The organism is Microbacterium sp. NPDC056044 (genome assembly GCF_042267145.1).
Taxonomy (GTDB): Bacteria; Actinomycetota; Actinomycetes; order Actinomycetales; family Microbacteriaceae; genus Microbacterium.
The window spans coordinates 15,255-36,912 of record NZ_JBHJWZ010000002.1 but is presented as its reverse complement, the minus strand read 5'-3'; the positions used below and the strand labels follow the sequence as shown (position 1 = coordinate 36,912).

Annotated in this window: 22 protein-coding genes; 17 read left to right on the top strand and 5 right to left on the bottom strand. The window is 70.4% G+C overall.

Annotation, left to right across the window (positions count from 1 at the left end):
- Genes folE through panC form a run of 9 tightly spaced genes read left to right on the top strand, consistent with a single transcriptional unit; the run spans window position 1 to window position 6,885 of the window.
- The gene (folE, locus tag ACFC1I_RS05275) at window positions 1-591 is read left to right on the top strand and encodes a GTP cyclohydrolase I (protein ID WP_376006818.1); all 591 of its coding nucleotides are present in this window, start codon (window positions 1-3) and stop codon (window positions 589-591) included.
- Complete coding sequence (gene folP, locus ACFC1I_RS05270) at window positions 588-1,415, top strand: dihydropteroate synthase (protein ID WP_376006817.1); 828 nt, start codon at window positions 588-590, stop codon at window positions 1,413-1,415. The genes folE and folP overlap by 4 nt, the downstream gene beginning before the upstream one ends.
- A complete protein-coding gene (gene folB / locus ACFC1I_RS05265) occupies window positions 1,415-1,810 on the top strand; it encodes a dihydroneopterin aldolase (protein WP_376006816.1) in 396 nt (131 codons plus the stop codon). The genes folP and folB overlap by 1 nt, the downstream gene beginning before the upstream one ends.
- Window positions 1,807-2,364, top strand: a complete 558-nt coding sequence (gene folK, locus ACFC1I_RS05260; protein WP_376006815.1) for a 2-amino-4-hydroxy-6-hydroxymethyldihydropteridine diphosphokinase — start codon at window positions 1,807-1,809, stop codon at window positions 2,362-2,364. The genes folB and folK overlap by 4 nt, the downstream gene beginning before the upstream one ends.
- Entirely contained in the window at window positions 2,361-2,858 is a 498-nt protein-coding gene (locus ACFC1I_RS05255) for a DUF3180 domain-containing protein (protein ID WP_376006814.1), read from the top strand. Before folK ends, ACFC1I_RS05255 begins: the two co-directional genes overlap by 4 nt.
- A complete protein-coding gene (locus tag ACFC1I_RS05250) occupies window positions 2,800-3,402 on the top strand; it encodes a PH domain-containing protein (RefSeq protein ID WP_376006813.1) in 603 nt (200 codons plus the stop codon). The genes ACFC1I_RS05255 and ACFC1I_RS05250 overlap by 59 nt, the downstream gene beginning before the upstream one ends.
- The gene (locus tag ACFC1I_RS05245) at window positions 3,399-5,333 is read left to right on the top strand and encodes a PH domain-containing protein (protein WP_376006812.1); all 1,935 of its coding nucleotides are present in this window, start codon (window positions 3,399-3,401) and stop codon (window positions 5,331-5,333) included. Before ACFC1I_RS05250 ends, ACFC1I_RS05245 begins: the two co-directional genes overlap by 4 nt.
- On the top strand, window positions 5,330-6,043 hold the full coding sequence (locus ACFC1I_RS05240; protein ID WP_376006811.1) for a DUF2520 domain-containing protein: 714 nt from the start codon (window positions 5,330-5,332) through the stop codon (window positions 6,041-6,043). The genes ACFC1I_RS05245 and ACFC1I_RS05240 overlap by 4 nt, the downstream gene beginning before the upstream one ends.
- Window positions 6,040-6,885: a pantoate--beta-alanine ligase gene (gene panC, locus ACFC1I_RS05235; RefSeq protein WP_376006810.1), complete on the top strand. Its 846-nt coding sequence runs from the start codon at window positions 6,040-6,042 to the stop codon at window positions 6,883-6,885. The genes ACFC1I_RS05240 and panC overlap by 4 nt, the downstream gene beginning before the upstream one ends.
- A 38-nt stretch (window positions 6,886-6,923) precedes the next feature.
- Here the strand turns inward: panC and ACFC1I_RS05230 are convergent, their stop codons facing one another.
- On the bottom strand, window positions 6,924-8,135 hold the full coding sequence (locus ACFC1I_RS05230) for an MFS transporter (protein WP_376006809.1): 1,212 nt from the start codon (window positions 8,133-8,135) through the stop codon (window positions 6,924-6,926).
- A gap of 148 nt (window positions 8,136-8,283) precedes the next feature.
- Between ACFC1I_RS05230 and lysS the strand changes: the two genes are divergently transcribed.
- Entirely contained in the window at window positions 8,284-9,798 is a 1,515-nt protein-coding gene (lysS, locus tag ACFC1I_RS05225) for a lysine--tRNA ligase (protein WP_376006808.1), read from the top strand.
- Between the two features lie 30 nt (window positions 9,799-9,828).
- Here the strand turns inward: lysS and ACFC1I_RS05220 are convergent, their stop codons facing one another.
- Window positions 9,829-11,139, bottom strand: a complete 1,311-nt coding sequence (locus tag ACFC1I_RS05220) for a DUF4192 family protein (RefSeq protein WP_376006807.1) — start codon at window positions 11,137-11,139, stop codon at window positions 9,829-9,831.
- Window positions 11,140-11,329: 190 nt separating this feature from the next.
- Between ACFC1I_RS05220 and ACFC1I_RS05215 the strand changes: the two genes are divergently transcribed.
- The 4 genes from ACFC1I_RS05215 to ACFC1I_RS05200 all read left to right on the top strand — a co-directional run bounded on the left by ACFC1I_RS05215 (window position 11,330) and on the right by ACFC1I_RS05200 (window position 15,407).
- Window positions 11,330-11,524: a hypothetical protein gene (locus ACFC1I_RS05215; RefSeq protein WP_376006806.1), complete on the top strand. Its 195-nt coding sequence runs from the start codon at window positions 11,330-11,332 to the stop codon at window positions 11,522-11,524.
- A gap of 162 nt (window positions 11,525-11,686) precedes the next feature.
- A complete protein-coding gene (gene cls / locus ACFC1I_RS05210; RefSeq protein WP_376006805.1) occupies window positions 11,687-13,153 on the top strand; it encodes a cardiolipin synthase in 1,467 nt (488 codons plus the stop codon).
- Window positions 13,154-13,279: 126 nt separating this feature from the next.
- On the top strand, window positions 13,280-14,017 hold the full coding sequence (locus tag ACFC1I_RS05205; protein WP_376006804.1) for a hypothetical protein: 738 nt from the start codon (window positions 13,280-13,282) through the stop codon (window positions 14,015-14,017).
- 550 nt (window positions 14,018-14,567) lie between these two features.
- A complete protein-coding gene (locus ACFC1I_RS05200; RefSeq protein ID WP_376006803.1) occupies window positions 14,568-15,407 on the top strand; it encodes an endonuclease domain-containing protein in 840 nt (279 codons plus the stop codon).
- Window positions 15,408-15,624: 217 nt separating this feature from the next.
- On the opposite strand, the gene ACFC1I_RS05195 is transcribed toward ACFC1I_RS05200, so the two are convergent.
- The 3 genes from ACFC1I_RS05195 to ACFC1I_RS05185 are packed head-to-tail and all read right to left on the bottom strand — an operon-like array spanning window position 15,625 to window position 17,197.
- Window positions 15,625-15,855: a helix-turn-helix domain-containing protein gene (locus tag ACFC1I_RS05195; protein ID WP_376006802.1), complete on the bottom strand. Its 231-nt coding sequence runs from the start codon at window positions 15,853-15,855 to the stop codon at window positions 15,625-15,627.
- Window positions 15,852-16,409, bottom strand: a complete 558-nt coding sequence (locus ACFC1I_RS05190) for a hypothetical protein (RefSeq protein ID WP_376006801.1) — start codon at window positions 16,407-16,409, stop codon at window positions 15,852-15,854. Before ACFC1I_RS05190 ends, ACFC1I_RS05195 begins: the two co-directional genes overlap by 4 nt.
- A gap of 59 nt (window positions 16,410-16,468) precedes the next feature.
- The gene (locus tag ACFC1I_RS05185) at window positions 16,469-17,197 is read right to left on the bottom strand and encodes a hypothetical protein (RefSeq protein ID WP_376006800.1); all 729 of its coding nucleotides are present in this window, start codon (window positions 17,195-17,197) and stop codon (window positions 16,469-16,471) included.
- Window positions 17,198-17,395: 198 nt separating this feature from the next.
- On the opposite strand from ACFC1I_RS05185, the gene ACFC1I_RS05180 reads away from it, so the two are divergent.
- From ACFC1I_RS05180 to ACFC1I_RS05170, 3 genes are all read left to right on the top strand, one after another.
- Window positions 17,396-19,921 (top strand): ATP-dependent Clp protease ATP-binding subunit, encoded by a 2,526-nt coding sequence (locus ACFC1I_RS05180; RefSeq protein ID WP_376006799.1) that lies wholly within the window; start codon window positions 17,396-17,398, stop codon window positions 19,919-19,921.
- An 89-nt stretch (window positions 19,922-20,010) separates the two neighbouring features.
- Window positions 20,011-20,514 carry an amino-acid N-acetyltransferase gene (locus tag ACFC1I_RS05175; protein WP_376006798.1) on the top strand — a complete coding sequence of 168 codons (504 nt, stop codon included), beginning with the start codon at window positions 20,011-20,013 and terminating at the stop codon, window positions 20,512-20,514.
- Between the two features lie 161 nt (window positions 20,515-20,675).
- Window positions 20,676-21,371: a hypothetical protein gene (locus ACFC1I_RS05170; RefSeq protein WP_376006797.1), complete on the top strand. Its 696-nt coding sequence runs from the start codon at window positions 20,676-20,678 to the stop codon at window positions 21,369-21,371.
- Window positions 21,372-21,658 lie beyond the last annotated feature (287 nt).

Below are 21,658 nucleotides of genomic sequence, written 5' to 3'. Positions count from 1 at the left end.
ATGGCCGTCGATCGTGAGCGCGTCGCCGCGCTCGTGCGCGAACTGCTCGAGGCGATCGGCGAAGACCCCGAGCGCCCCGGGCTGAAGCAGACGCCGGGTCGAGTCGCGGACGCGTATGCCGAGTTCTTCGCGGGAGTGGGGATGGATGCTGCGGCCCCGCTCGCGCACACCATCTCGGTCTCGCGGGGCCCGGCACCCGACACACTGCCGTCGGGCGCGGTGATCCTGCGCGACATCATCTTCCGTTCGGTGTGCGAGCACCACCTGCTGCCGTTCCGGGGACACGCGCACCTCGCCTATCTCCCCGGCGAGCAGGTCGTGGGGCTCGGCGCGCTGCCCAAGGTCGTCGACATCCTGTCGTCGCGCCCTCAGGTGCAGGAGCGTCTGGGGGAGCAGATCGCGGACGTGATCGCCGGCTCCCTCGACGCCCGCGGAGTGCTCGTGGTGCTCGACGCGTCTCACGAGTGCGTGACGATGCGCGGCGGTCGTCAACCGGACGCGTCCACCGTGACCATCGCGGCACGGGGTGAGCTGGCCGAGCCCGCCGCGCGCGCCGAGCTGGTCGCCCTGATCGGAGCCGGCCGCTCATGACCCTCATCATGGGCGTCGTCAACGTGACGCCCGATTCCTTCAGCGACGGCGGACGATACGTGGATGCCGACGCAGCCGTGGCCCACGGACTGCTGCTGCGCGCGCAGGGCGCCGACATCCTCGACGTCGGCGGCGAGTCGACCCGGCCGGGTGCCGAGCGGGTCAGTCCCGAGATCGAGCAGGCGCGGGTGCTGCCGGTGGTGCAGGCCCTGGCGGACGCCGGCGTCGTGGTCAGCATCGACACGATGAACGCCACGACCGCGGCCCTGGCCGTGGCTGCCGGAGCGCGGATCGTGAACGACGTGTCGGGCGGCATGGCCGATCCCGAGATGCTGGCGGCCGTCGGATCGACCGACGCGGACGTGGTGCTGCAGCACTGGCGCGGACACTCCGCCGACATGTACGCCGGGGCGGTGTACGACGACGTCGTCGCCGAGGTGGCCGGCGAACTCGCCGCGCGGGTCGAGGCGGCCGCCGCCGCCGGCATCGACCCCGCGCGCGTGATCGTCGACCCGGGCATCGGCTTCGGCAAGCGCGGCGCGCAGAACTGGCAGACGCTGCGCGGGCTCGACCGCTTCGTCGCGGCGGGGCGGCGCGTGCTGGTCGGCACGAGCCGCAAGCGGTTCCTCACCGACGCGCTCCCGGGCGACGCCGTCGATGTCTCCGAGGCGCGGCGCGACCTCGCCACCGCGGTCACCAGCGTGCTCGCGGCGCAGGCCGGGGTGTGGGCGGTGCGCGTGCACGATGTCGTCGCCACGCGGGATGCTCTGGTGGTGGCCGAGCGCTGGGCAGGGCCGCGCGACCGAACCGGCCAGGAGGACTGATGGACTTCACCGACGAGATCACGCTCACCGGCGTGCGCGCCTACGGGTACCACGGCGTCTTCGAGGACGAACGCCGCGAGGGCCAGGAGTTCGTGGTCGACGCGACCCTGTACGTCAGCACCGCCGAGGCGGCCGAGACCGACGACGTCGCCGACACCGTGCACTACGGCGAGGTCGCCGAGCGGATCGTCGCTCTCGTCGGCGGCGAGCCGCTCAACCTCATCGAAGGCGTCGCGGCGCGCATCGCCGACGACCTCCTCTCGTACGACCTCGTGCGCATGGTCGCGGTCACGGTGCACAAGCCGCAGGCGCCGATCACGGTGCCGTTCTCGGACGTGTCGGTGACGATCCGGCGCGCCCGTCCGGCCGAGCCCGCGGGGACGGTGGGCCCATGAACCGGCGTCTCGCACAGGGCTTCGACGGGGACGCGGAGCGCCACCCGGGGCCGGCGGTCGAGGCCGTCGTCGCGCTCGGCGCCAACCTCGGCGATCGCGCCGAGACGATGGCGGCGGCGATCACCGACCTCGCACGGGTGCCGCTCGTCGACGCGGTGCGCGTCTCGGAGCCGATCGAGTCGATCGCGCTGAAGCCGGAGGGACCGGATGCCTCGGCTCCGGCATACCTGAACGCCGTGGCGATCCTCACCACGCGCCTGGCGCCGTCGGTGCTGCTGGGCTACCTCCATGCGATCGAGCAGCGGCACGGCCGGGTGCGGTCGGCCGAGCGCTCCGCTCGGGAGGGCGGCTGGGAGGACCGCACGCTCGACCTCGACCTGATCGCCTACGGCGACGTCGTCAGCGACGACCCGCGGCTGCTGCTCCCGCACCCGCGGGCGGCAGAGCGCGACTTCGTGCTGGGGCCGTGGCTCGCCGTCGACCCCGATGCCGTGCTCCCCGGCGTCGGCCGGGTCGACGAAGCGCTCGGCCGGCTGCGGACGGAGGACCGATGAAGCGCACCGGCGCCGGCGTGCTGATCATCGCCGCGGTCCTCGGGGTCGCGGCGGGCTTCCTCGTGGATCAGGTGCTGACCTCGTCGGGCAGTCCCACGTTCACCCCCGCGGTGACGCTGCCGATCCTCCTGGTGCTGCTCGGAGCGGTCGTCGTCGGCCTCGCGGTCCCCATCCGCCGGGCCACGCACGGCACGTCGAAGGCCAAGGTCGACCCGTTCCGCGCGGTGCGCGTCGCGATGCTCGCGAAAGCGTCGAGCATCGTGGGCGCGGCCATCGGCGGACTGGGCGCGGGGCTCTGGATCTTCCTCGCGACCCGACCGGTCACGCCCTCGCTAGGCTCGTTGGGAACGGTCATCGCGACGACCGTGTGCGGCGCCCTCCTGGTCGCCGCGGGTCTGGTCGCGGAGCACCTGTGCACGATCCGGAAGGACGACGATGACGAACAGCCCGGAGGCGACGACCCCGGACTCGAACCCCGCCTCCGCGGTCACTGACGCGGGCGCTGCGGGCGCCCCGGCGGCGCCGGAGTTCGAGCGGCTGGTCGAGCCGCGGTCCGAGAACCGGCTCGCCCTCGAGGGCGGGGTGTGGCACCAGATCTCGCCGAAGTACGTGACGGTGCAGTTGATCTCCACCGGTTCGTTCCTCGTCGCGGTGGTCGCCGCCACGCTCGTGCTCACGCTGCTGATGCACCAGCTGTGGGCGTGGATCCCTGGCGGGATCATGACGGTGATCCTCGCGTGGACGCTGGCCATCCTGCCGCGCCAGGCGCGCGCGATCGGGTACCAGCTGCGCGACGACGATCTCGTCTTCCGCCGCGGCATCCTGTGGCAGCGCTTCGTCGCCGTGCCGTACGGCCGCATGCAGCTCATCGACATCACGCACGGGCCGCTCGACCGTGGCTTCGGCATCGCGCAGCTGAAGTTCGTGACCGCCGCCGCGGCGACCGGCGTCGTGATCCCGGGGCTCGCCCAGTCCACGGCCGAGACGCTCCGCGACCACCTCGTCGAGGTGGCCGAGAGCCGGCGCACGGGGCTATGAGCTCGATCCCTCCGTCCGAGCCGGCACCCACGGGGCCCGAGGTGCCGCCGCCGGCGGTTCCGGCAGGGCCCGGTGCGCCCCCGCCCCAGTTGGTGCGCTCGCCGCTCAGCGACGGCGAATGGCATCGCCTGCACCCGCTCACACCGCTGCTGCGCGGCGGCCTGTTCCTGATCGTGGTCATCGGCATCGTGTTCGCGAACCTGCGCGACCGCCTGCTGTACATCTTCCTGCCGTGGCTCGCCCCGGGCGTCGGCGACGAGGTCGTCGAGTGGGAGCAGGTCGGCGGCGACCCGGTCGACTTCGTCATCGCGAACAACCTCTATCTGCTCGCGGCAGGAGCCGTGCTCGCGGCACTGATCGTGATCGTCGCGGTGTTCTACACGTCGTGGCGCTTCCACACGTTCCGCATCACCGATGACGACGTCGAGGTGCGCAGCGGCATCCTGTTCCGCACGCAGCGCCGGGCGCCCCTCGACCGCGTGCAGGGCGTCAACCTCACCCGGCCGATGATCGCGCGCCTGCTGGGCATGGCCAAGCTCGAGGTCGTCGGCGCGGGCACCGACGCCAACGTCAAGCTGGAGTACCTCTCGACCGCGAACGCCGAGGCCGTCCGCGCCGACATCCTCCGCCTCGCCTCCGGGCGCCGGCTCGCGATGGCGTCCGGTCCCGCGGGGGCCGCGGCCGGTGGAGCCGCGGCCGTGCCGCGGCAGCCCGGCAGGGTGGCGGCGCTCAGCCAGACCGTGGGCCGCGAGATCACCGGACTCATCGAGGGACCCGAGGCGCCCGTCGCCGAGCTCGAATCGGTCGTGCACATCCCGCTCGGCCGGCTCGTAGCATCCCATGTCCTCAGCACCTCGACGCTGGGTCTGCTGTTCGCGATCGTCGCGATCGTGATCGGCGTGAGCCAGGGCGTGACGTGGCTGCTGTTCGGCTTCGTGCCCGCGATCATCGGTTTCGGCGCGTACTGGGTGCGCTCGATCGTCCGTTCGCTGCGCTACTCGATCGCGCCGACCCCCGACGGCGTGCGCATCACGTTCGGGCTGTTCACGACGATCACCGAGATCGTCCCGCCGGGCCGCGTGCACGCCGTCGAGGTGACGCAGGGGATCTTCTGGCGCCCCGCCGGCTGGTGGACGATCCGCATCAACCGCCTCACCGGTCGCAGCGCCACCGACACCACGACCGACCAGTTCACGACGGTGCTGCCGGTCGGCACCGCTGCCGACGTCGAGCGGGTGCTGCGGCTGCTGCAGCCGTCGCTGCCCGACGACGAGCGGGCGCTCATCGTGCAGCAGGGCATGCTCGGGCCGAGCGAGGGCGACACCTTCACGAACACGCCGAAGCGTGCGCGGTGGATCCGGCCGTTCTCGTACCGCCGCAACGGCTTCCGCCTCACCGACGACGCGCTGCTGATGCGACGCGGCGTCGTGTGGCGCAAGCTCGTGATCCTGCCGCTCGCGCGTCTGCAGAGCTTCGCGCTCCACCAGGGCCCGCTCGACCGTGCCTCGCGCGTCACCAACGTGCGCGCGCACGTCGTCACCGGTCCGGTCTCACCGTTCCTCGCGGCCGTCGATCGCGACACCGCGCTCGCCCTGTTCGACGACGTCGCCCGCGGCTCGGTGCGCGCGGCGCTGGCCGACCGCACGCACCGCTGGGCGGAGGAGGAGACGGATGCTGCGGCCCCCGTCGCCGCCGCGCCCGAAGGGTACGGGCCCGCTGCGGCGCCGCCCGCGGCGCCCGAGCCGCACGCGACCGCTGCGGCGACACCGGCGCAGCCCGTGGCCGGCGCAGAGCCTCACGCGACAGCCGGGCCGACGCGCCCGGAGGCTCCGGGCGACGCGCCGGCGGCGCCTGGGGGAGGCGTGGGGACGGTTCCCCCTCCGCCGGCAGGCTACACCGTCGTCCGTCACCCGGGGGAGGGCCGCGGATGAGCCGCGACGGCCGTCTCGGCGTCGGGATCATCGGCGCCGGACGCGTGGGACCGGTGTTGGGCGCGGCTCTGGGCGGAGCAGGGCACGCGCTCGTGGGCGTCACGCAGGGTTCGGACCCCGAGCGGGTCGAGGCGATCCTGCCGGGCGTCCCGGTCCTCGACGCGACCGAGGTGGTGCGGCGCAGCGAGCTCGTGATCGTCGCGGTGCCGCACGACCAGCTCGAGGGACTCGTGGCGGGCCTGGCAGAGGTGGGGGCGTGGCAGCCGGGGCAGCTCGTGCTGCACACGGATCCGGCGTGGGGCACCGGCATCCTGTCGGCAGCCGTCGCGAAGGGCGCGATCCCCCTCGCCGTGCACCCTGCGATCGAGTTCAGCGGCACCTCGATGGATCTGCGGGCACTCTCGAGCGCGTACGCCGCGGTCACCGCGCCCGGGCCGGTGCTGCCGATCGCGCAGGCGCTCGCCGTCGAGCTCGGCTGCGAGCCCGTGGTCGTCGACGAGTCGGCGCGGCCCGCGTACGCCGAGGCGATCGCGACCGCCCGCGACTTCTCGCGGTCGATCGTGCGGCAGGCGACCGCCCTGCTGGCGCAGGCGGGCGTGCCGCACCCGGGTTCGTTCCTGTCGGCCCTCGCGCACACGACGATCGACCACGCGCTGGCGGAGGCGGGCTCCGGTCCCGCGGCCGAGCCCCCCGCTACGATCCAAGGATGATCAGCACCGTCGACGAGCTGCGGGCTCGGCTCGCCGAGGTCCGCACCGCCGCGCCGGGCGCGCGTATCGCGCTCATCTCCACCATCGGCGCGCTCCACGACGGGCACATCGACCTCGTCCACCGCGCCCGCGAGGTCGCTGACATCGTCGTCGTGTCGGTGTTCGTCAACCCGCTCCGGTTCGCCTCGCCCGCCGAGTTCGCGGCGTACCCTCGCACGCCCGACGACGACGAGCGCCTGCTCGAGTCGCTCGGCGTGGAGGTCGTGTTCGCTCCCGCGGCGAGCGAGCTCCTCCCCGACGGCTCCGCGACGACGAAGGTCACCGCGGGCGATCTCGGCCTCCGCTACGAGGGTCGCGCGCGCCCGTTCTACTTCGACGGGCTCCTCACGGTCGAGGCGAAGCTCTTCCACCTGGTCGGGCCCGACGTCGCGGTCTACGGCGATCGCGACCGGCAGCGGGTGTTCCTCGTGCGCCGCATGATCCGCGACCTGTTCTTCGACATCGAGGTCGCGACCGTCGAGACCGTGCGCGGCGACGACGGTCTGCCCGTGTCGACGCGGGTCGGCCTGCTCGAGGACCGCGACCTCGCGGCCGCAGCCCTTCTCCCGGCGGCGCTCGATGCCGCCGCGGCGAACGCGGACCGCGGCGTCGACGCCTGCATCGCCGCCGCGCAGTCGGCGCTCATGGGCGAGCCGCGCATCCGGCTCGAATACTTGAGCATCGTCGACCCGGCGACGTTCCTGCCCGTCGACGAGGGCAGCAGCGGTCCCGCCCTGGCACTCATCGCCGCCTCGGTGGCGGGCCATCGTTTCATCGACAACGCCGAGATCTACCTAGGCTGACCCCGGGAGCCGTCGCGTCTCCTCGTGGGCGACTCGATTCAGGGCGAGCGATCGTCGGAACGCGGCCTCGCCTCGAGCGAGTGTCTGCGCATCGCGACACCCGCGCCGACCGTCGCCACCAGGACGACGGCCGAGAAGACGAGCAGCACCGTCGTCTCGCTCACGAACGGGAGACTGAGCCCCACGACGAGCACCGGCGCGACGAGGCCGCCGTACGCGATGAGGAAGAGCAGCGCGAGCGTCTCGCCCCGGCGTTCGGGTGCCGCGAGCGCACTCGCCGCGGCGATCGCCGAGCGGAACATGATGCCGGCGCCGGACCCGGCGATGATCCCGCCTGCGATGAAGAGCGCGAGGGCGGGGATCAGCCCGCCCGCGGCGATCGACACGAGTCCCACCGCGAAACATGCGATCGCCACGAGGAGCTGCGCCTGCTGCGGGACGTGCACCAGGAGCACCTGCGCGAGCGCCGCGGCTCCGAACACGGCGAAGACGGTCGCGCCGTCGACGAGGTGGTCGGAGACGTGGAACGTGTCGTGCAGGAACGTCGGGGCGAGCGACGTGAACAAGGCGAACAGTGCGAACGACGCCGCCGCGCCGGTGCCCGCTGCCGCGAAGGCCGCGCCCGACCCGACCGGGAAGGCGAGCCGCTGCGGTCGGTACGCCGGGTGCGGCGCCGCTGTGTCGACCGTCTCGGGCACATGGCGCAGCGCCAGCCCCGCCGCGACGAAGAGCACCAGGAACACGATGTGCGGCAGCTCCAGGGGGTCGGGTGCGAACTCGGCGAAGAGTCCGCCCACGAGCGGCCCGAGTGCCAACCCGCCGAGGTTGGCGGCCCCGGCCACCGACGCCGCCACGACCGCTGTCTCCGCAGGCCGCGCCTTCGCGCGCAGTTCCGCGAGGTGGGCCGTCGCCGCGGCGCTGAGGATGCCCACACTGACCCCGTCGACGAATCTCGCGACGATGAGGCCCGGCACCGCGTTCCAGAAGATGAAGATCACCGCGGCGAGCGCCGACACCAGGATCGCGATCACGGCCATTCGCCGTCGCCCTGCCCAGTCGCTGATGTGACCGATCAGGAAGAGGCTGAAGACGACCCCGACCGCGAACGCGGTGAAGATGAACGTCACGACCGGGACCGGGAAGTCGTCCGCCGCCTGGTAGAGCGGATACAACGGCGTCGGAACCGTGGCGTACGCGGTGACGGTCGTGAACGCGGCCGCGACGACCCAGAACCCTGCGAGATCCGACATCGTGAGACGAGATTGCGACATCGCGTCGTCCGATCGTGTCGAGGTGCGCGTTCCCAGGGCCGTCTCCGACCATACTCGCGCCCTTGAGCACGTCGGTAGACTTGGGGGTCCGCGTTCTGCGGAGAACCCCCACCGAGGAGCCCACCCCGTGACCGACGCGACTGCGCCCGACGAGCCGACCGAAGAAGAAGTCTTCGAGCAGAAGGCCGTGCGGCTGGCCAAGCGCGAGCGTCTGATCGCGGAGCGGACGGATGCTGCGGGCGGGGCGTACCCCGTCAGCCTGCCGATCACCGACACGATCCCGGCGCTCCGCGAGCGTTTCGCAGACCTCGAGGCGGGTGCCGAGACCGGCATCACGGCAGCGGTCGCGGGCCGCGTCGTCTTCAGCCGCAACACCGGAAAGCTCTGCTTCGCGTCGCTGCAGGCGGGCGACGGCAGCCGCATCCAGGCGATGGTCTCGCTCGCGGCAGTCGGCGACGAGTCGCTGCAGGCCTGGAAGGAGCTCGTCGACCTCGGGGACCACGTCTTCGTCTCCGGCGAGGTCATCTCGAGCCGTCGCGGCGAGCTGTCGATCATGGTCTCCGACTGGCGCATCGCGTCGAAGGCCGTGCTGCCGCTGCCGAACCTGCACTCCGAGCTCAGCGAAGAGAGCCGCGTCCGCAGCCGCTTCCTCGACCTCATCGTGCGCGACCGCGCGCGCGAGACAGTCCTCGCCCGTGCCAAGGTCAACGCGAGCCTGCGCCAGACCTTCGCGTCGCACGCCTTCGTCGAGGTCGAGACCCCGATGCTGCAGGTGCAGCACGGCGGCGCGTCCGCGCGCCCCTTCATCACGCACTCCAACGCTTTCGACACCGACCTGTACCTGCGCATCGCGCCGGAGCTGTTCCTCAAGCGGGCCGTCGTCGGCGGCATCGACCGCGTCTTCGAGATCAACCGCAACTTCCGCAACGAGGGCGCCGACTCGACGCACAGCCCCGAGTTCGCGATGCTCGAGGCCTACCAGGCGTACAGCGACTACAACGGGATCGCCGACCTCACGCAGGAGCTGATCCAGAACGCGGCCATCGCGATCTCGGGCTCGACCACGGTGACCTGGGCGGATGGCACCGACTACGACCTCGGCGGCCAGTGGGACCGCCTGTCGATGTACGACTCGCTGTCGGAGGCCGCCGGCCGCACGATCACGCCCGAGACGCCGTTCGAAGACCTGGTGGCGCTCGCCGAGGCCGAGGGTGTCGAGCTGCCGCCGCACGCGATCCACGGCAAGCTCGTCGAAGAGCTGTGGGAGCACTTCGTGAAGCCCGGGCTGACCCGCCCGACCTTCGTGATGGACTTCCCGGTCGACACCAGCCCGCTGGTGCGCGAGCACCGCTCGATCGCCGGCGTCGTGGAGAAGTGGGACCTGTACGTCCGCGGCTTCGAGCTCGCGACGGGCTACTCCGAGCTCGTCGACCCGGTCATCCAGCGCGAGCGCTTCGTCGAGCAGGCGAAGCTCGCCGCGCGCGGCGACCTCGAGGCGATGCGCATCGACGAGGAGTTCCTGCGTGCGCTCGAGCACGGCATGCCGCCGACCGGTGGCATGGGAATGGGCATCGATCGTCTGCTCATGGCCGTGACCGGGCTCGGCATCCGCGAGACGATCCTCTTCCCGCTCGTCAAGTAGCCCGTCGGCGGCATCGCCGCGCACCCCGGATCACCCCGCGCTCGTGCGCTGGAACGCCCAATCGGGCAGATGTCCCGCGTTCACGAACGACAGCACGATCTGCGACAGGCCGTGCTCGGGCTCGATCTCGCACGCGCGCTCCGCATAGGCCGCCGCGTGTGTGGAGCGACCGAGCGCCCACGACAGCCACGCGCACATCGCGAGCGGACCCGGCTGCACGTCGCGCGGCGCTGCCGCGGCCGCGTGCCGCGCGAGCTCGAGGGCGGTCTCGAGGCGTGACACCTCCGGCCGGTCGCCCTCGCCCCACATGCGCATCGCGAGATGCGCCGGGTACTCCTCGCCCGACTCCCATCGCAGCTGCGCGTCGAACGCCTCGTCGCCCTGGGCGAGGTTGCCGCTCCACTGCACGAGCGCGACATCCCTGAGGGACGGGCGCGTAAGGCACCACGCGAGGGCGGCGACGTCGTAGGTGTCCGTGGCGTCGAGCGGTCGTGCCAGCGCGTCTTCGAAGAACCCCGGCAGGTCGTCGAACCGGCACACGGCGGCGAGGGCCTGCGGGTCGACCCGCGCCGCCTCGTCGGCGACGGATGCCTCGTCCTCCGCCACGCCCGACACCGGCGCGGGAACGGGGCCGAGGTCGCTCACCGGTCCGCCCCGCCCCGCTCCGCCGGCCGGCACGACCACGCGCTCGCGAGCGGCGCCCGTGACCGGCTCGTCGCACGCGGCGCGCGCCGATCGCGCGGTGCGCGCGGCGGTGCCGCTGTCGGCCGGCGGCCCGCACAGCACCGCGACCGCCGTGTCGAGCGCGCTCATCGCCTTCGCGACCCGCTCCCGCTGCTCGGCCGAGCACTCCGGCAGGCCGGAGCCGGTCGCCTGATCACCGTCAGGCTCCGGGACGTCTGCGGGTCCCATCCATTCCAGGTCGCCGAGCGGGCGCCCGCCGGCCGGACACTCGGCGTCGAGGAACGACCCCCACGCGTCGGCGGCGACGCACAGCAGGTCGGTGACCCGCAGGCCACACGCGTCGGCGCGGCGCTCGAGCGCGGCGAGGAGGTCGCGATGCGGCATCCGTGCGTGTTCTGAGAAGCTGGCGTCGGTGTACGCGATCGCGGCGACGGCGTCGGCCTCGGGGAGCCGGCACACCATGCCGGTGACCGTCGCGGCGACACTGTCGACGGCGTCGCCAGCATCATCGGGGAGATCGAACCGCATCGCGCCGAGGCTGCGGGCACCGTGGAACGGGATGACGACGAGGCTCTGCTTCGGGTGGTAGCCGAGCATGCGGGGGACGAAGGACAGGAACTGCGCGGCATCCGCGGCTTTCACGACGGTGGGGGTCATGGAGGCGACTCTGGCGAAAGCATGGCGCATCCCGGGCGGGCGGGTCCCGCCGCCGTGGAGTTCTCCCGAAAACCTGGATCCGGCGGGGGCTGTGGAGGAGGCCGTGAGGTCACTGTGGACAACTCACCGATTAGCGGCGCGTTCAAGCGCTGGGGAGGAGGCGATACCCGCACCGCGTATCCTTGAACGCATGGATTACTGGGTCGCGGCGCTCTGGACGCTCCTGCCGACCGTCCTCGTGTCGCTGATCTTCTTCTTCGTGCTGCGCAGCATCATCCGGGCGGACCGCACCGAACGTCGCGTGTACGCGAAGATGGAGGCCGAAGAGCGCGCCAAGCGCGGGCTGCCTCCGGTGGCGCCCGGCACCGCCTCCACCGACGCCTGATCGCCCGCGACTGCGCGCGCTGACGGTGCGCGGGACCTCCCGCGCCACCCGCCGGCGTCGCCCCGATGCGGGCGGCGTCCGCCGCCCCCGATACAGTGGGCAGACCGCTCGATCGGCGTGCGATCAGGCGGATGGACCCCACGCTGGGAGAGGCTCCGCTCGATGATCACCATCACGTTCGACGCGACGTGGTGGGTGGTGCTCGTCTTCATCGTCGACATCGTGATCCGTATCACGGCGATCATCGTGGTGCCGCGCAACCGCCGCCCGACTGCCGCGATGGCGTGGCTGCTGGCGATCTACTTCATCCCGATCATCGGCGTGTTCCTGTTCCTGCTGATCGGGAACCCGCGGCTTCCGCGCAAGCGCCGTCGCAAGCAGGAGCGCATCAACGACTACATCCATGACACGAGCGCGTCGCTCGACTTCGGCACGCTTCGCCCGCACGCGCCCCACTGGTTCACGTCGCTCGTGACGCTCAACCGCAACCTCGGCGCGATGCCGCTGGCCGGCGATAACGCCGCGCACCTGATCCCCGACTACCAGGAGAGCCTCGACGCGATGGCGGACGCCATCCGCGAAGCGGAGCGCTTCGTGCACGTCGAGTTCTACATCCTGCAATCGGATGCCGCGACCGACAACTTCTTCCGTGCGCTCGAAGAAGCGGCGGCGCGAGGCGTGACTGTGCGGGTGCTGCTCGACCACTGGGCGAACCGGGGCAAGCCGTTCTACAAGCGCACCCTCAAGCGCCTCACCGCGATGGGCGCCCAGTGGCATCTGATGCTCCCGGTGCAGCCACTGCGCGGCAAGTACCAGCGCCCCGATCTGCGCAACCACCGCAAGCTCCTCGTGGTCGACGGGCGCGTCGCGTTCACCGGCTCGCAGAACGTCACCGCCCCGACGTACAACTTGCGCAAGAACATCAAGCGCGGCCTCAACTGGGTCGACCTCATGGCCCGCATCGAAGGCCCGGTCGTGGCATCCGTCAATGCCGTCTTCTTGAGCGATTGGTACAGCGAGACCGACGAGGTGCTCACCGAGCAGATCGACCTCTTCGACGTGCGCAGCGGGCCGGGCGATCTCGACTGCCAGATCGTGCCGTCGGGGCCGGGGTTCGAGTTCCAGAACAATCTCAAGCTGTTCGCGGGGCTGCTGTACGCGGCTCAGCGCAAGATCATCGTGGTGAGTCCGTACTTCGTGCCCGACGAGGCGATGCTGCTCGCGATCACGACGGCGTGCCAGCGCGGCATCCACGTCGAGCTCTTCGTGTCTGAGGAGGGCGACCAGGCGATGGTCTACCATGCGCAGCGCAGCTACTACGAGGCGCTGCTGCGCGCCGGCGTGAAGATCTGGATGTACAAGAAGCCCTACATCCTGCATACGAAGAGCCTCACCATCGACGACGAGGTCGCGATCGTGGGTTCCAGCAACATGGACATGCGCAGCTTCGGTCTGAACATGGAGATATCGATGCTCGTGCGCGGCGAGGAGTTCGTACGCCAGATGCGCGACGTCGAAGACATGTACCGGTCGCTTTCGCGCGAGCTCACGCTCGAGGAGTGGGAGAAGCAGCCGCTCAGATCGACGGTGCTCGACAACCTCGCGCGTCTCACGTCGGCCCTGCAGTAGGGCGTTCTCCCGGCGGATCGTGACCTTCATGTGATCGGACTGCTGAGATTCCGGGGCGTTTTGCGACACCATATGGGTGACGGATGCCGCGGGGGATGGCGTCCGCGCAACTCCAGGAGGCCTCGCATGCCCGTTCGCTCCCGTTCACTGTTCGCCGGACTCGGCCTGGCGCTCCTCACCGCCGGTCTGCTGACCGCGTGCGCCACGCCCGCCGGCTCGACCGGCACCACTCCGACGCCTGCCTCGACCGGCACGGACGACAGCAGCAAGGAGCAGGACGTCGACGCGGCCTGGCTCGACGGCGGCCGCATGATCGGCGTCGTCACGCAGGGCAGCTCCACCTGCGTCCCCGTCGCCGACGAGGCGACCTACGTCGACGGCGTGATGAAGGTCACGCTCGTCGAGCCCGAGGGCGACAAGGCTTGCACTCGAGACTTCGTTCCGCGGGTCACCCTCGTGGGTGTGCCCGAGGGCGTCGACCCGGCGAAGGGCGTCGAGATCGAGGTGACCGGCGACGGCTGGCACGGCGACACCGACCTCGACGGCGTCGAGGGCCTGACGGCCGGCGGCGAGACCGACTACCTGCCGAGCGCCGGCTGGACCGACGTCGACGGCCAGTTCGTGATCCTCTCGTGGGGTTCGTCCTCGTGCGCGCCCGCGGTCGAGAACACCGAGGCGACGAGCGCGACCGAGGTCACCGTGACCTTCGTCACCCCGCCCGCCGACCAGGTCTGCACGATGGACATGGCCCCGCGCGGCGTCGTGACCGCGGTGAACGGCCTCGAGGACGAGGACGCCGGCACCTTCGCGATCCTGACGGGCGCCGAGTTCGACAACGTCCGCATCCCCGTCTACCCCAACTGACCCTGTAGGTGACGGATGCTGCGGCCCGCAGCATCCGTCACCCTTTGTCTTGTCCGTTCACCTGTCACAAAGTGCCGCCTCAGGGTGCACTTCGTGACAGGTGAACTTCTGTCACAGACGCCCCTCACTGTTCACCTGTCTCAAAGTGCCGCTCGATTCGGCAACTTGCGACAGGTGAGCAGGAGTGCAGATCCGCGCGGCCCGCACCGGCGCCGGCGCCGGCACGATCCCTTGACCGCACCTACGCGATTGCTCACCTGCCGCATAGTGTCGACCGGCGCCGACACTATGCGGCAGGTGAGCGGTGACTGTGGCCGCAGCAACCACGACGGACGCAGCTTCCTCCACGGCTGCGGGGAATGCGGGATTCTCCACAGACCAAGCAAGAACCGCGAGACGCGCACGGCGGACGGGCCACGCTCATCGTGTGATGCGACCGCTCCCCGAAGAACTCGGACCCCGCTTCTCCGTCCGACAGGCGAAGGACGTCGGAGTGCCGTATGGGCGACTGCGTCGCACCGACCTGGCCAAGACGTTCCATGGGGTACGGGTGGCGAACGATGCGACCCTTCCGAGGGAACTCGAGACGGATCGCTGCGGCCTGGCGCTCGGGCCTGCCGAGCGGGCCCACCTCGCGCTGGCACTCGCTTATGCGCCGCGCATGTCCGACGGCGAGTTCTTCAGCCACATCACCGCGGCGGTCATTCTCGGAATCCCCCTTCCATATCTGCTGGTCGCGAGATCGCTGCTGCATCTGTCGGTGTTCAGACCGCGACGGCTTCCCCGCAGTGTCGGGATTCGCGGTCATGAGGCCAAGCCGTCGCTCGTGAGTCCCATTCGCGATGAGCGCACGGGTCTGCTCATCGCCAATCCCGCGGCCGTCTGGGCAAGTCTGGGGCGACAGCTGACAGACCCCTATGATCTCGTCGCGGCCGGAGATGCGGTCGTGCGCACGTGGCGCGTTGATTCACCGCTCGCGACGCTAGCGGATCTCGAGGCGGCCGTCGCGGCGGGTCGCAGGGTCGGAGTGGCGGCGGCCCGGCTTGCGCTGCCGCGCGTGCGCAGCGACTCCGCGTCGCGCACCGAGTCCTGGCTGCGCCTCACGCTGATCGATCACGGTCTGCCTGAGCCTGAGCGGAACCATGATGTTCACGAGAACGGGGTCTACCTCGGGTGCGTCGATCTCGCCTACCCCGACCTCAAGATCGCGATCGAGTACGAGGGCGAGCATCACCTCCGCGATTCAGAACAGTGGGCGCGCGACATCGCTCGCTACGAGGCGCTCCGAGCTGCCGGGTGGATCGTCGTCCAGATCACCAAGACGGATCTATTCGACGAACCCGCGACCGCTGTGCGGCGGGTACAGGCTGCGATCCGCAGTCGCGGGTGAGCCGGCGAGCGCTTCGTCGGTGGCGACGATGACGACAGCGTTTGGATTCCGGATGCCGCGGCCCGCAGCATCCGGGATCATCGCTGCTCGCCTGTCGCAGAGTGCGGGTTACCGCGACACTTTGTGACAGATGAGCAGAGGGGCGTCGGCGGTAGCGGAGCGGCGGGGACAGAGCCCGACGGGGTGGCTGCTGCGGCCCGCAGCATCCGTCATCCTTTCAGTCGGCCCGCACGAGGAGGTCGCCGATCTCGCAGTCGAGCGCCCGGCAGATCGCGGAGAGCGTCGAATAGCGGATCGCCCGCGCGCGGTCGTTCTTGAGGATCGACAGGTTCACCACCGACACCCCCACCAGCTCCGACAGCCGAGTGAGTGTCATGCCGCGCTCGACCAGCAGCTCGTCGAGCCGGCAGTGGACCCCCGAGGGGCCCTCGTCGTCGGCGGGGGTCATACGAGCAGTTCCGTCTCCCGCTGGAGCCGTTGCATACGACGGAACAGATGGGCGAGCACGATCAGGCCGAGACCGACGATCGGGATCGTCACTCCCCAGGACGACACGCCGAAACCGGGCACCAGGATGCCTCCCATCGCCGCATTCAGCTCGAACGCTGCTTGCATGGCGCCGAAGCCGGACGAGGCGGTCGCGAGCAGGGGGCCGAGCACGAGTGCGAAAGCCGCGGCCAACGTGACTCGATGGAGCGCTGGGCGGAATGGACGCCCGGTCGACGCGGCCCACATGAGCCAGGTCAGCGCAAGCCCGACGAGGACCGCAGTCGCGGCGAGCACGACGCCGCCGCTCGCGTACGCGATGCGCGCGCCGGCGCTCAGCGCAGCGGTCGTTATCGCGGTGGTCTCCACCCCGGCAGCAGTCACCCCGTGCCCGGGATCGAAGGTCAGATCGGTATCGGCGAGGAGAGAGAGCGTCAGCGTCGGCGCCCAGAGGTAGGCCGCGGCCGCCGTGAGCTGGCCTGCGGCCAACACCAGTGCCATCGCCGCGGTGAGCACGCCGATGCTCCGCATGGTCACCGCGTCCGCGCGGGCGGGGGCTGAGGAATCCATCGTCATCAGACCAGGCCCGCCGTCTCTCGCTGAAGGCGCTCACCGTGCCGGAAGATCGCGCCGAGTGCCGCCAGAGCGAACGCGGCGCCGATCGGCCAGAACGACACGCCCACGCGGTATATGCCGGTCGACACGACATCTGCGCCGTGGTCGGGGAAGAGCTCGTGCGAGATTACGGTTCGACCCAGACTGCTGAGCAGTTCGCTCCCGAGGCCGGCTACGAGCACCACCAGGGCGCCGATCAGCAGCCACCGGCCGACGACACGCGAGAACGGGGCGCCCTTCAGTGTCTGGCTGCAGGCGATCGCGAGAAGCAGACCCGGAGTGGCCACCACGACGATCGCGAGAAGGTCGCCGACGGCGAGCAGCATCCTCATACCGATGTCGAGCCCGGCGACGGTCAGATCGACGCTTGAGACGCTGCCGCACACCAGGGTGGGCGCGGTTGCGGTCACGGGTGCCTCGGCGCCTTCGCATGAGAGGCCAGGCACGTCGACGACGACCGGGACGTCCGCAACCCACACGTCGCCGCTGAACTGACGCCATACGGCCAGGATCGCGCCTACACCGGCGAAAGCCACCCATAGGCGGGCGATCGCGCTGGCGACGTCGAGGACGACCGCCGGACTGCGTCGGCGCCGGGCGTCCCAGACGGCGAGTCCGATGAGTCCGGCGACGATCAGCAGCCCTGCCGCGATCAGCCATAGGGCTCCCGCGAGATCAGGCCAGCCCATGTTCATGGCGCCTCCATATCGATAAACGTTGTTATCGAAAAACGATAAACCAGACGGATGCCTCGGCGCAAGGCATCCGTTCCGTTTCCTGCCCGCTATGCCCACGGCGAACACGGCCGTGCGCTCCCGAGCCGCTGGCTACCCTCGTTGTAAGGCGCAGTGGGTCAACCGACCCGAGGCGCCCCGGAGGAGTGAACGATGTTCGAGAGATTCACCGACCGTGCCCGTCGTGTGGTCGTCCTCGCCCAGGAAGAGGCGAAGATGCTGAACCACAACTACATCGGCACCGAGCACATCCTGCTCGGTCTCATCCACGAGGGCGAAGGGGTCGCCGCCAAGGCGCTCGAGAGCCTGGGCATCTCGCTCGACGCCGTGCGCGAGCAGGTGCAGGACATCATCGGCCAGGGCCAGCAGCAGCCGACCGGTCACATCCCCTTCACGCCGCGCGCCAAGAAGGTGCTCGAGCTCAGCCTCCGCGAGGCGCTGCAGCTGGGCCACAACTACATCGGCACCGAGCACATCCTGCTCGGCCTCATCCGCGAGGGCGAGGGCGTCGCCGCCCAGGTGCTCGTCAAGCTCGGCGCAGACCTCAACAAGGTGCGCCAGCAGGTCATCCAGCTGCTGTCGGGCTACCAGGGCAAGGAGCCCGCGGGTGTCGCCTCCGGCGCCGGCGAGCAGACCCAGGGCACGACGCAGGGCGGCTCGCAGGTGCTCGACCAGTTCGGTCGCAACCTCACGCAGGCCGCGCGCGACAACAAGCTCGACCCGGTCATCGGGCGCGAGAAGGAGATCGAGCGCGTGATGCAGATCCTGTCGCGCCGCTCCAAGAACAACCCCGTCCTCATCGGCGAGCCCGGTGTCGGAAAGACGGCGGTCGTCGAGGGCCTTGCGCAGGCCATCGTCAAGGGCGACGTGCCCGAGACGCTCAAGGACAAGCAGCTCTACTCGCTCGACCTCGGCTCGCTCATCGCCGGTTCCCGCTACCGCGGTGACTTCGAGGAGCGCCTGAAGAAGGTCACCAAGGAGATCCGCACGCGCGGCGACATCATCGTCTTCATCGACGAGATCCACACCCTCGTGGGTGCGGGTGCCGCCGAGGGCGCGATCGACGCCGCGTCGATCCTGAAGCCCCTCCTCGCGCGTGGCGAGCTCCAGACGATCGGTGCGACCACGCTCGACGAGTACCGCAAGCACTTCGAGAAGGATGCTGCGCTCGAGCGCCGCTTCCAGCCGATCCAGGTCGCCGAGCCGAGCCTGCCCCACGCGATCAACATCCTGAAGGGGCTGCGCGACCGCTACGAGGCGCACCACAAGGTGCAGATCACGGACGGTGCGATCGTCGCGGCGGCGAACCTCGCCGACCGCTACATCTCGGACCGGTTCCTCCCCGACAAGGCGATCGACCTGATCGACGAGGCCGGCGCCCGCCTGCGCCTGTCGATCCTGTCGAGCCCGCCCGAGCTGCGGGAGTTCGACGAGAAGATCGCCAAGGTCCGCGAAGACAAGGAGCGCGCCTCCGAGGACCAGGACTTCGAGAAGGCCGCGTCGCTGCGCGACGAGGAGAAGTCCCTGCTCGCCGAGCGTCTGCGCCTCGAGAAGCAGTGGCGCTCGGGTGACGTCGCCAGCCACGCCGTCGTCGACGAGGGCCTGATCGCCGAGGTGCTCGCCCAGGCGACCGGCATCCCGGTGTTCAAGCTCACCGAGGAGGAGTCGAGCCGGCTCGTCTTCATGGAGAAGGCGCTCCACCAGCGCGTCATCGGCCAGGAAGAGGCGATCGCCGCCCTCTCGAAGACGATCCGCCGTCAGCGTGCCGGCCTCAAGGACCCGAAGCGTCCGTCGGGCTCGTTCATCTTCGCCGGCCCCACGGGCGTCGGAAAGACCGAGCTCGCCAAGGCGCTCGCCGAGTTCCTCTTCGACGACGAGCACGCGCTCATCTCGCTCGACATGTCGGAGTTCGGTGAGAAGCACACCGTCTCGCGCCTGTTCGGTGCCCCTCCCGGATTCGTCGGGTTCGAAGAGGGCGGCCAGCTCACCGAGAAGGTGCGCCGCAAGCCGTTCTCGGTCGTGCTCTTCGACGAGATCGAGAAGGCCCACCCCGACATCTTCAACTCGCTCCTGCAGATCCTCGAAGAGGGTCGCCTGACCGACGGTCAGGGTCGCGTCATCGACTTCAAGAACACGGTGATCATCATGACGACGAACCTCGGTTCGTCGGCGATCGCCGGTGGCCCCGTGGGCTTCCAGGTCGAGGGCAACAGCGGCACGACCTACGAGCGCATGAAGGGCAAGGTCAACGAGGAGCTGAAGCGCAACTTCAAGCCCGAGTTCCTGAACCGCGTGGACGACATCATCGTCTTCCCGCAGCTCGACAAGGAGGAGCTTCGCCAGATCGTGGGTCTGTTCACCAAGCGCCTCGGCGAGCGTCTGCTCGACCGCGACATGACGATCGAGCTGACCGATGCCGCGAAGGACAAGCTGATCGAGATCGGCTTCGACCCCGCGCTCGGCGCCCGGCCCCTGCGTCGTGCCATGCAGCGCGAGGTCGAGGACCGCCTCTCGGAGAAGATCCTCCACGGTGAGCTCGAGTCCGGCGATCACGTGAAGGTCGACGCGCAGAACGGCGAGTTCGTCTTCGAGCACGGCCCGCGCGGCGACAAGGTCGCCGTCGGCGTCGTCCACAACGGCGAGATCACCGCCACGCCGGACCTCGCGGCGAACGCGTAACCGCAACCCCGGTATCGAACGGAGAGCGGATGCTGCGGCCCTGGGCCGCGGCATCCGCTCTCCGCGTTCCGGGGTTCTACTCTTGACGGGTGGCAGAGTTCACGGTCAGGCCGGCGCGCACGAGCGACGTCCGCCGCATCCAGGCGCTCCTCGAGCCGTTCGTGCAGCGACGGATCCTGCTCGGCAAGGACCTCGTCGTGCTCTACGAGGCGACGCAGCAGTTCCTCGTCGCCGAGGACGCGAACGGCGACATCATCGGCTGCGGTGCGCTGCACGTCATGTGGGAGGACCTCGGTGAGGTCCGCACCCTGATCGTCGCCGACGGCTGGCTGCACCACGGCGTCGGCCGGGCGATCGTCGAGGGCCTCGAGACGAACGCCCGCACGCTGGGCCTCTCCCGCCTCTTCTGCCTCACCTTCGAGGTCGACTTCTTCACGCGCCGCGGGTTCGAGCAGATCGGCGAGCAGGTCGTCGACCCCGACGTGTACTCGCAGCTCATCCGCTCACCTGACGAGGGCGTCGCCGAGTTCCTCGATCTCGCGCACGTGAAGCCGAACACCCTCGGCAACACCCGCATGATGAAGCGCCTCTGACCCGAGCCCGGGTCGCGAGCCGTCGCGTGTGGCCGGTCGCGGCCTCGCGGGGCGACCACTCGCGACGGTTCGCGGCCTGCGAGGGCCCGCGCGGCCGCCGGGTCGTGGAATCCGGGGCGCGCCGACGAGCGAAGGCGGCGCCCGCGGTTAGCCTGTTGAGCATGACCGGCACCACGCCCCGACGTCGCCCCTCGAAGGCGGTCTACCGTCGCCGGCGGCTGGTGCTGATCGTCGTCCTGCTGGTCACCGTGGCGGTCGTGTGGCTGCTCATCGCGCAGCCGTGGGCGGGTGCGGCGACGACGTCGACCGACGACGAGCCGCAGCCCAAGAACACCGCCGAATCGCTGCCGGTGCCGTCGTCGCAAGCGACGACCGGGGGAACCGAGACCGGCGCGGTCGAGGGCGCGGTGGTCGAGGGGCAGGTGCCGACCTCCGAGTCCACGCCCACGGCGCAGCCCTGCGTCGCGAGCGAGATCACGGTCGAGCCGGTCACGAGTGCCGACACCTACGCGGGCGAACAGCAGCCCCAGTTCACCATCAAGCTCACCAACAACGGCCCCGACTGCACGATGAACGTGGGCACCAGTGCCCAGTCGTTCACGGTGACCAGCGGGGACGACATCTGGTGGCGCTCCACCGACTGCCAGAACGAGCCGAGCGACATGACCGTGCTGATCGCCGCCGGTCAGACCGTGTCGAGCGCGACCGCCCTCTCGTGGGATCGCACCCGCTCGGCGGTCGGCACGTGCGCCGACGGCAACCGCCCGACGGCTCCCGGCGGCGGCGCCTCGTACCATCTGTCGGTCGAGATCGGCGGCATCCCATCGACCGAGCCGAAGCAATTCCTGCTCTACTGAGCCACTGCGATCCGCCCGCGCCGGTGACCTTCCGGCGCGCACGGGCGATTCGTCGCGGCGGCGGCTCGAGACGCCACGGGCGAGGTAGGATCGGCCAGAACGCGGAGCAGCCCGAACTCCTCCGCGGAGCTGGGGAGCTCGATGGACTGGGGAATCTTCGTCTGGCGGCGTCGTTGTCGCACGGACCGTCACTGCTACTGCTGGTCGCCGGGCTTGGGCGTGTGCTCGTCACGCCGGCACGGAGCGTTCGGTCGGCGCAGGACGTAGCGCGACGACGAGAAGTCTCG

Coding starts and splice junctions, on each gene's coding strand:
- cls (WP_376006805.1), top strand. CDS start 11,687: ATGATCACCATCACGTTCGACGCGACGTGGTGGGTGGTGCTCGTCTTC.
- folP (WP_376006817.1), top strand. CDS start 588: ATGACCCTCATCATGGGCGTCGTCAACGTGACGCCCGATTCCTTCAGC.
- folB (WP_376006816.1), top strand. CDS start 1,415: ATGGACTTCACCGACGAGATCACGCTCACCGGCGTGCGCGCCTACGGG.
- ACFC1I_RS05185 (WP_376006800.1), bottom strand. CDS start 17,197: ATGGGCTGGCCTGATCTCGCGGGAGCCCTATGGCTGATCGCGGCAGGG.
- folK (WP_376006815.1), top strand. CDS start 1,807: ATGAACCGGCGTCTCGCACAGGGCTTCGACGGGGACGCGGAGCGCCAC.
- ACFC1I_RS05205 (WP_376006804.1), top strand. CDS start 13,280: ATGCCCGTTCGCTCCCGTTCACTGTTCGCCGGACTCGGCCTGGCGCTC.
- ACFC1I_RS05195 (WP_376006802.1), bottom strand. CDS start 15,855: ATGACCCCCGCCGACGACGAGGGCCCCTCGGGGGTCCACTGCCGGCTC.
- panC (WP_376006810.1), top strand. CDS start 6,040: ATGATCAGCACCGTCGACGAGCTGCGGGCTCGGCTCGCCGAGGTCCGC.
- folE (WP_376006818.1), top strand. CDS start 1: ATGGCCGTCGATCGTGAGCGCGTCGCCGCGCTCGTGCGCGAACTGCTC.
- ACFC1I_RS05245 (WP_376006812.1), top strand. CDS start 3,399: ATGAGCTCGATCCCTCCGTCCGAGCCGGCACCCACGGGGCCCGAGGTG.
- ACFC1I_RS05250 (WP_376006813.1), top strand. CDS start 2,800: ATGACGAACAGCCCGGAGGCGACGACCCCGGACTCGAACCCCGCCTCC.
- ACFC1I_RS05240 (WP_376006811.1), top strand. CDS start 5,330: ATGAGCCGCGACGGCCGTCTCGGCGTCGGGATCATCGGCGCCGGACGC.
- ACFC1I_RS05220 (WP_376006807.1), bottom strand. CDS start 11,139: ATGACCCCCACCGTCGTGAAAGCCGCGGATGCCGCGCAGTTCCTGTCC.
- ACFC1I_RS05180 (WP_376006799.1), top strand. CDS start 17,396: ATGTTCGAGAGATTCACCGACCGTGCCCGTCGTGTGGTCGTCCTCGCC.
- ACFC1I_RS05170 (WP_376006797.1), top strand. CDS start 20,676: ATGACCGGCACCACGCCCCGACGTCGCCCCTCGAAGGCGGTCTACCGT.
- ACFC1I_RS05255 (WP_376006814.1), top strand. CDS start 2,361: ATGAAGCGCACCGGCGCCGGCGTGCTGATCATCGCCGCGGTCCTCGGG.
- ACFC1I_RS05230 (WP_376006809.1), bottom strand. CDS start 8,135: ATGTCGGATCTCGCAGGGTTCTGGGTCGTCGCGGCCGCGTTCACGACC.
- ACFC1I_RS05215 (WP_376006806.1), top strand. CDS start 11,330: ATGGATTACTGGGTCGCGGCGCTCTGGACGCTCCTGCCGACCGTCCTC.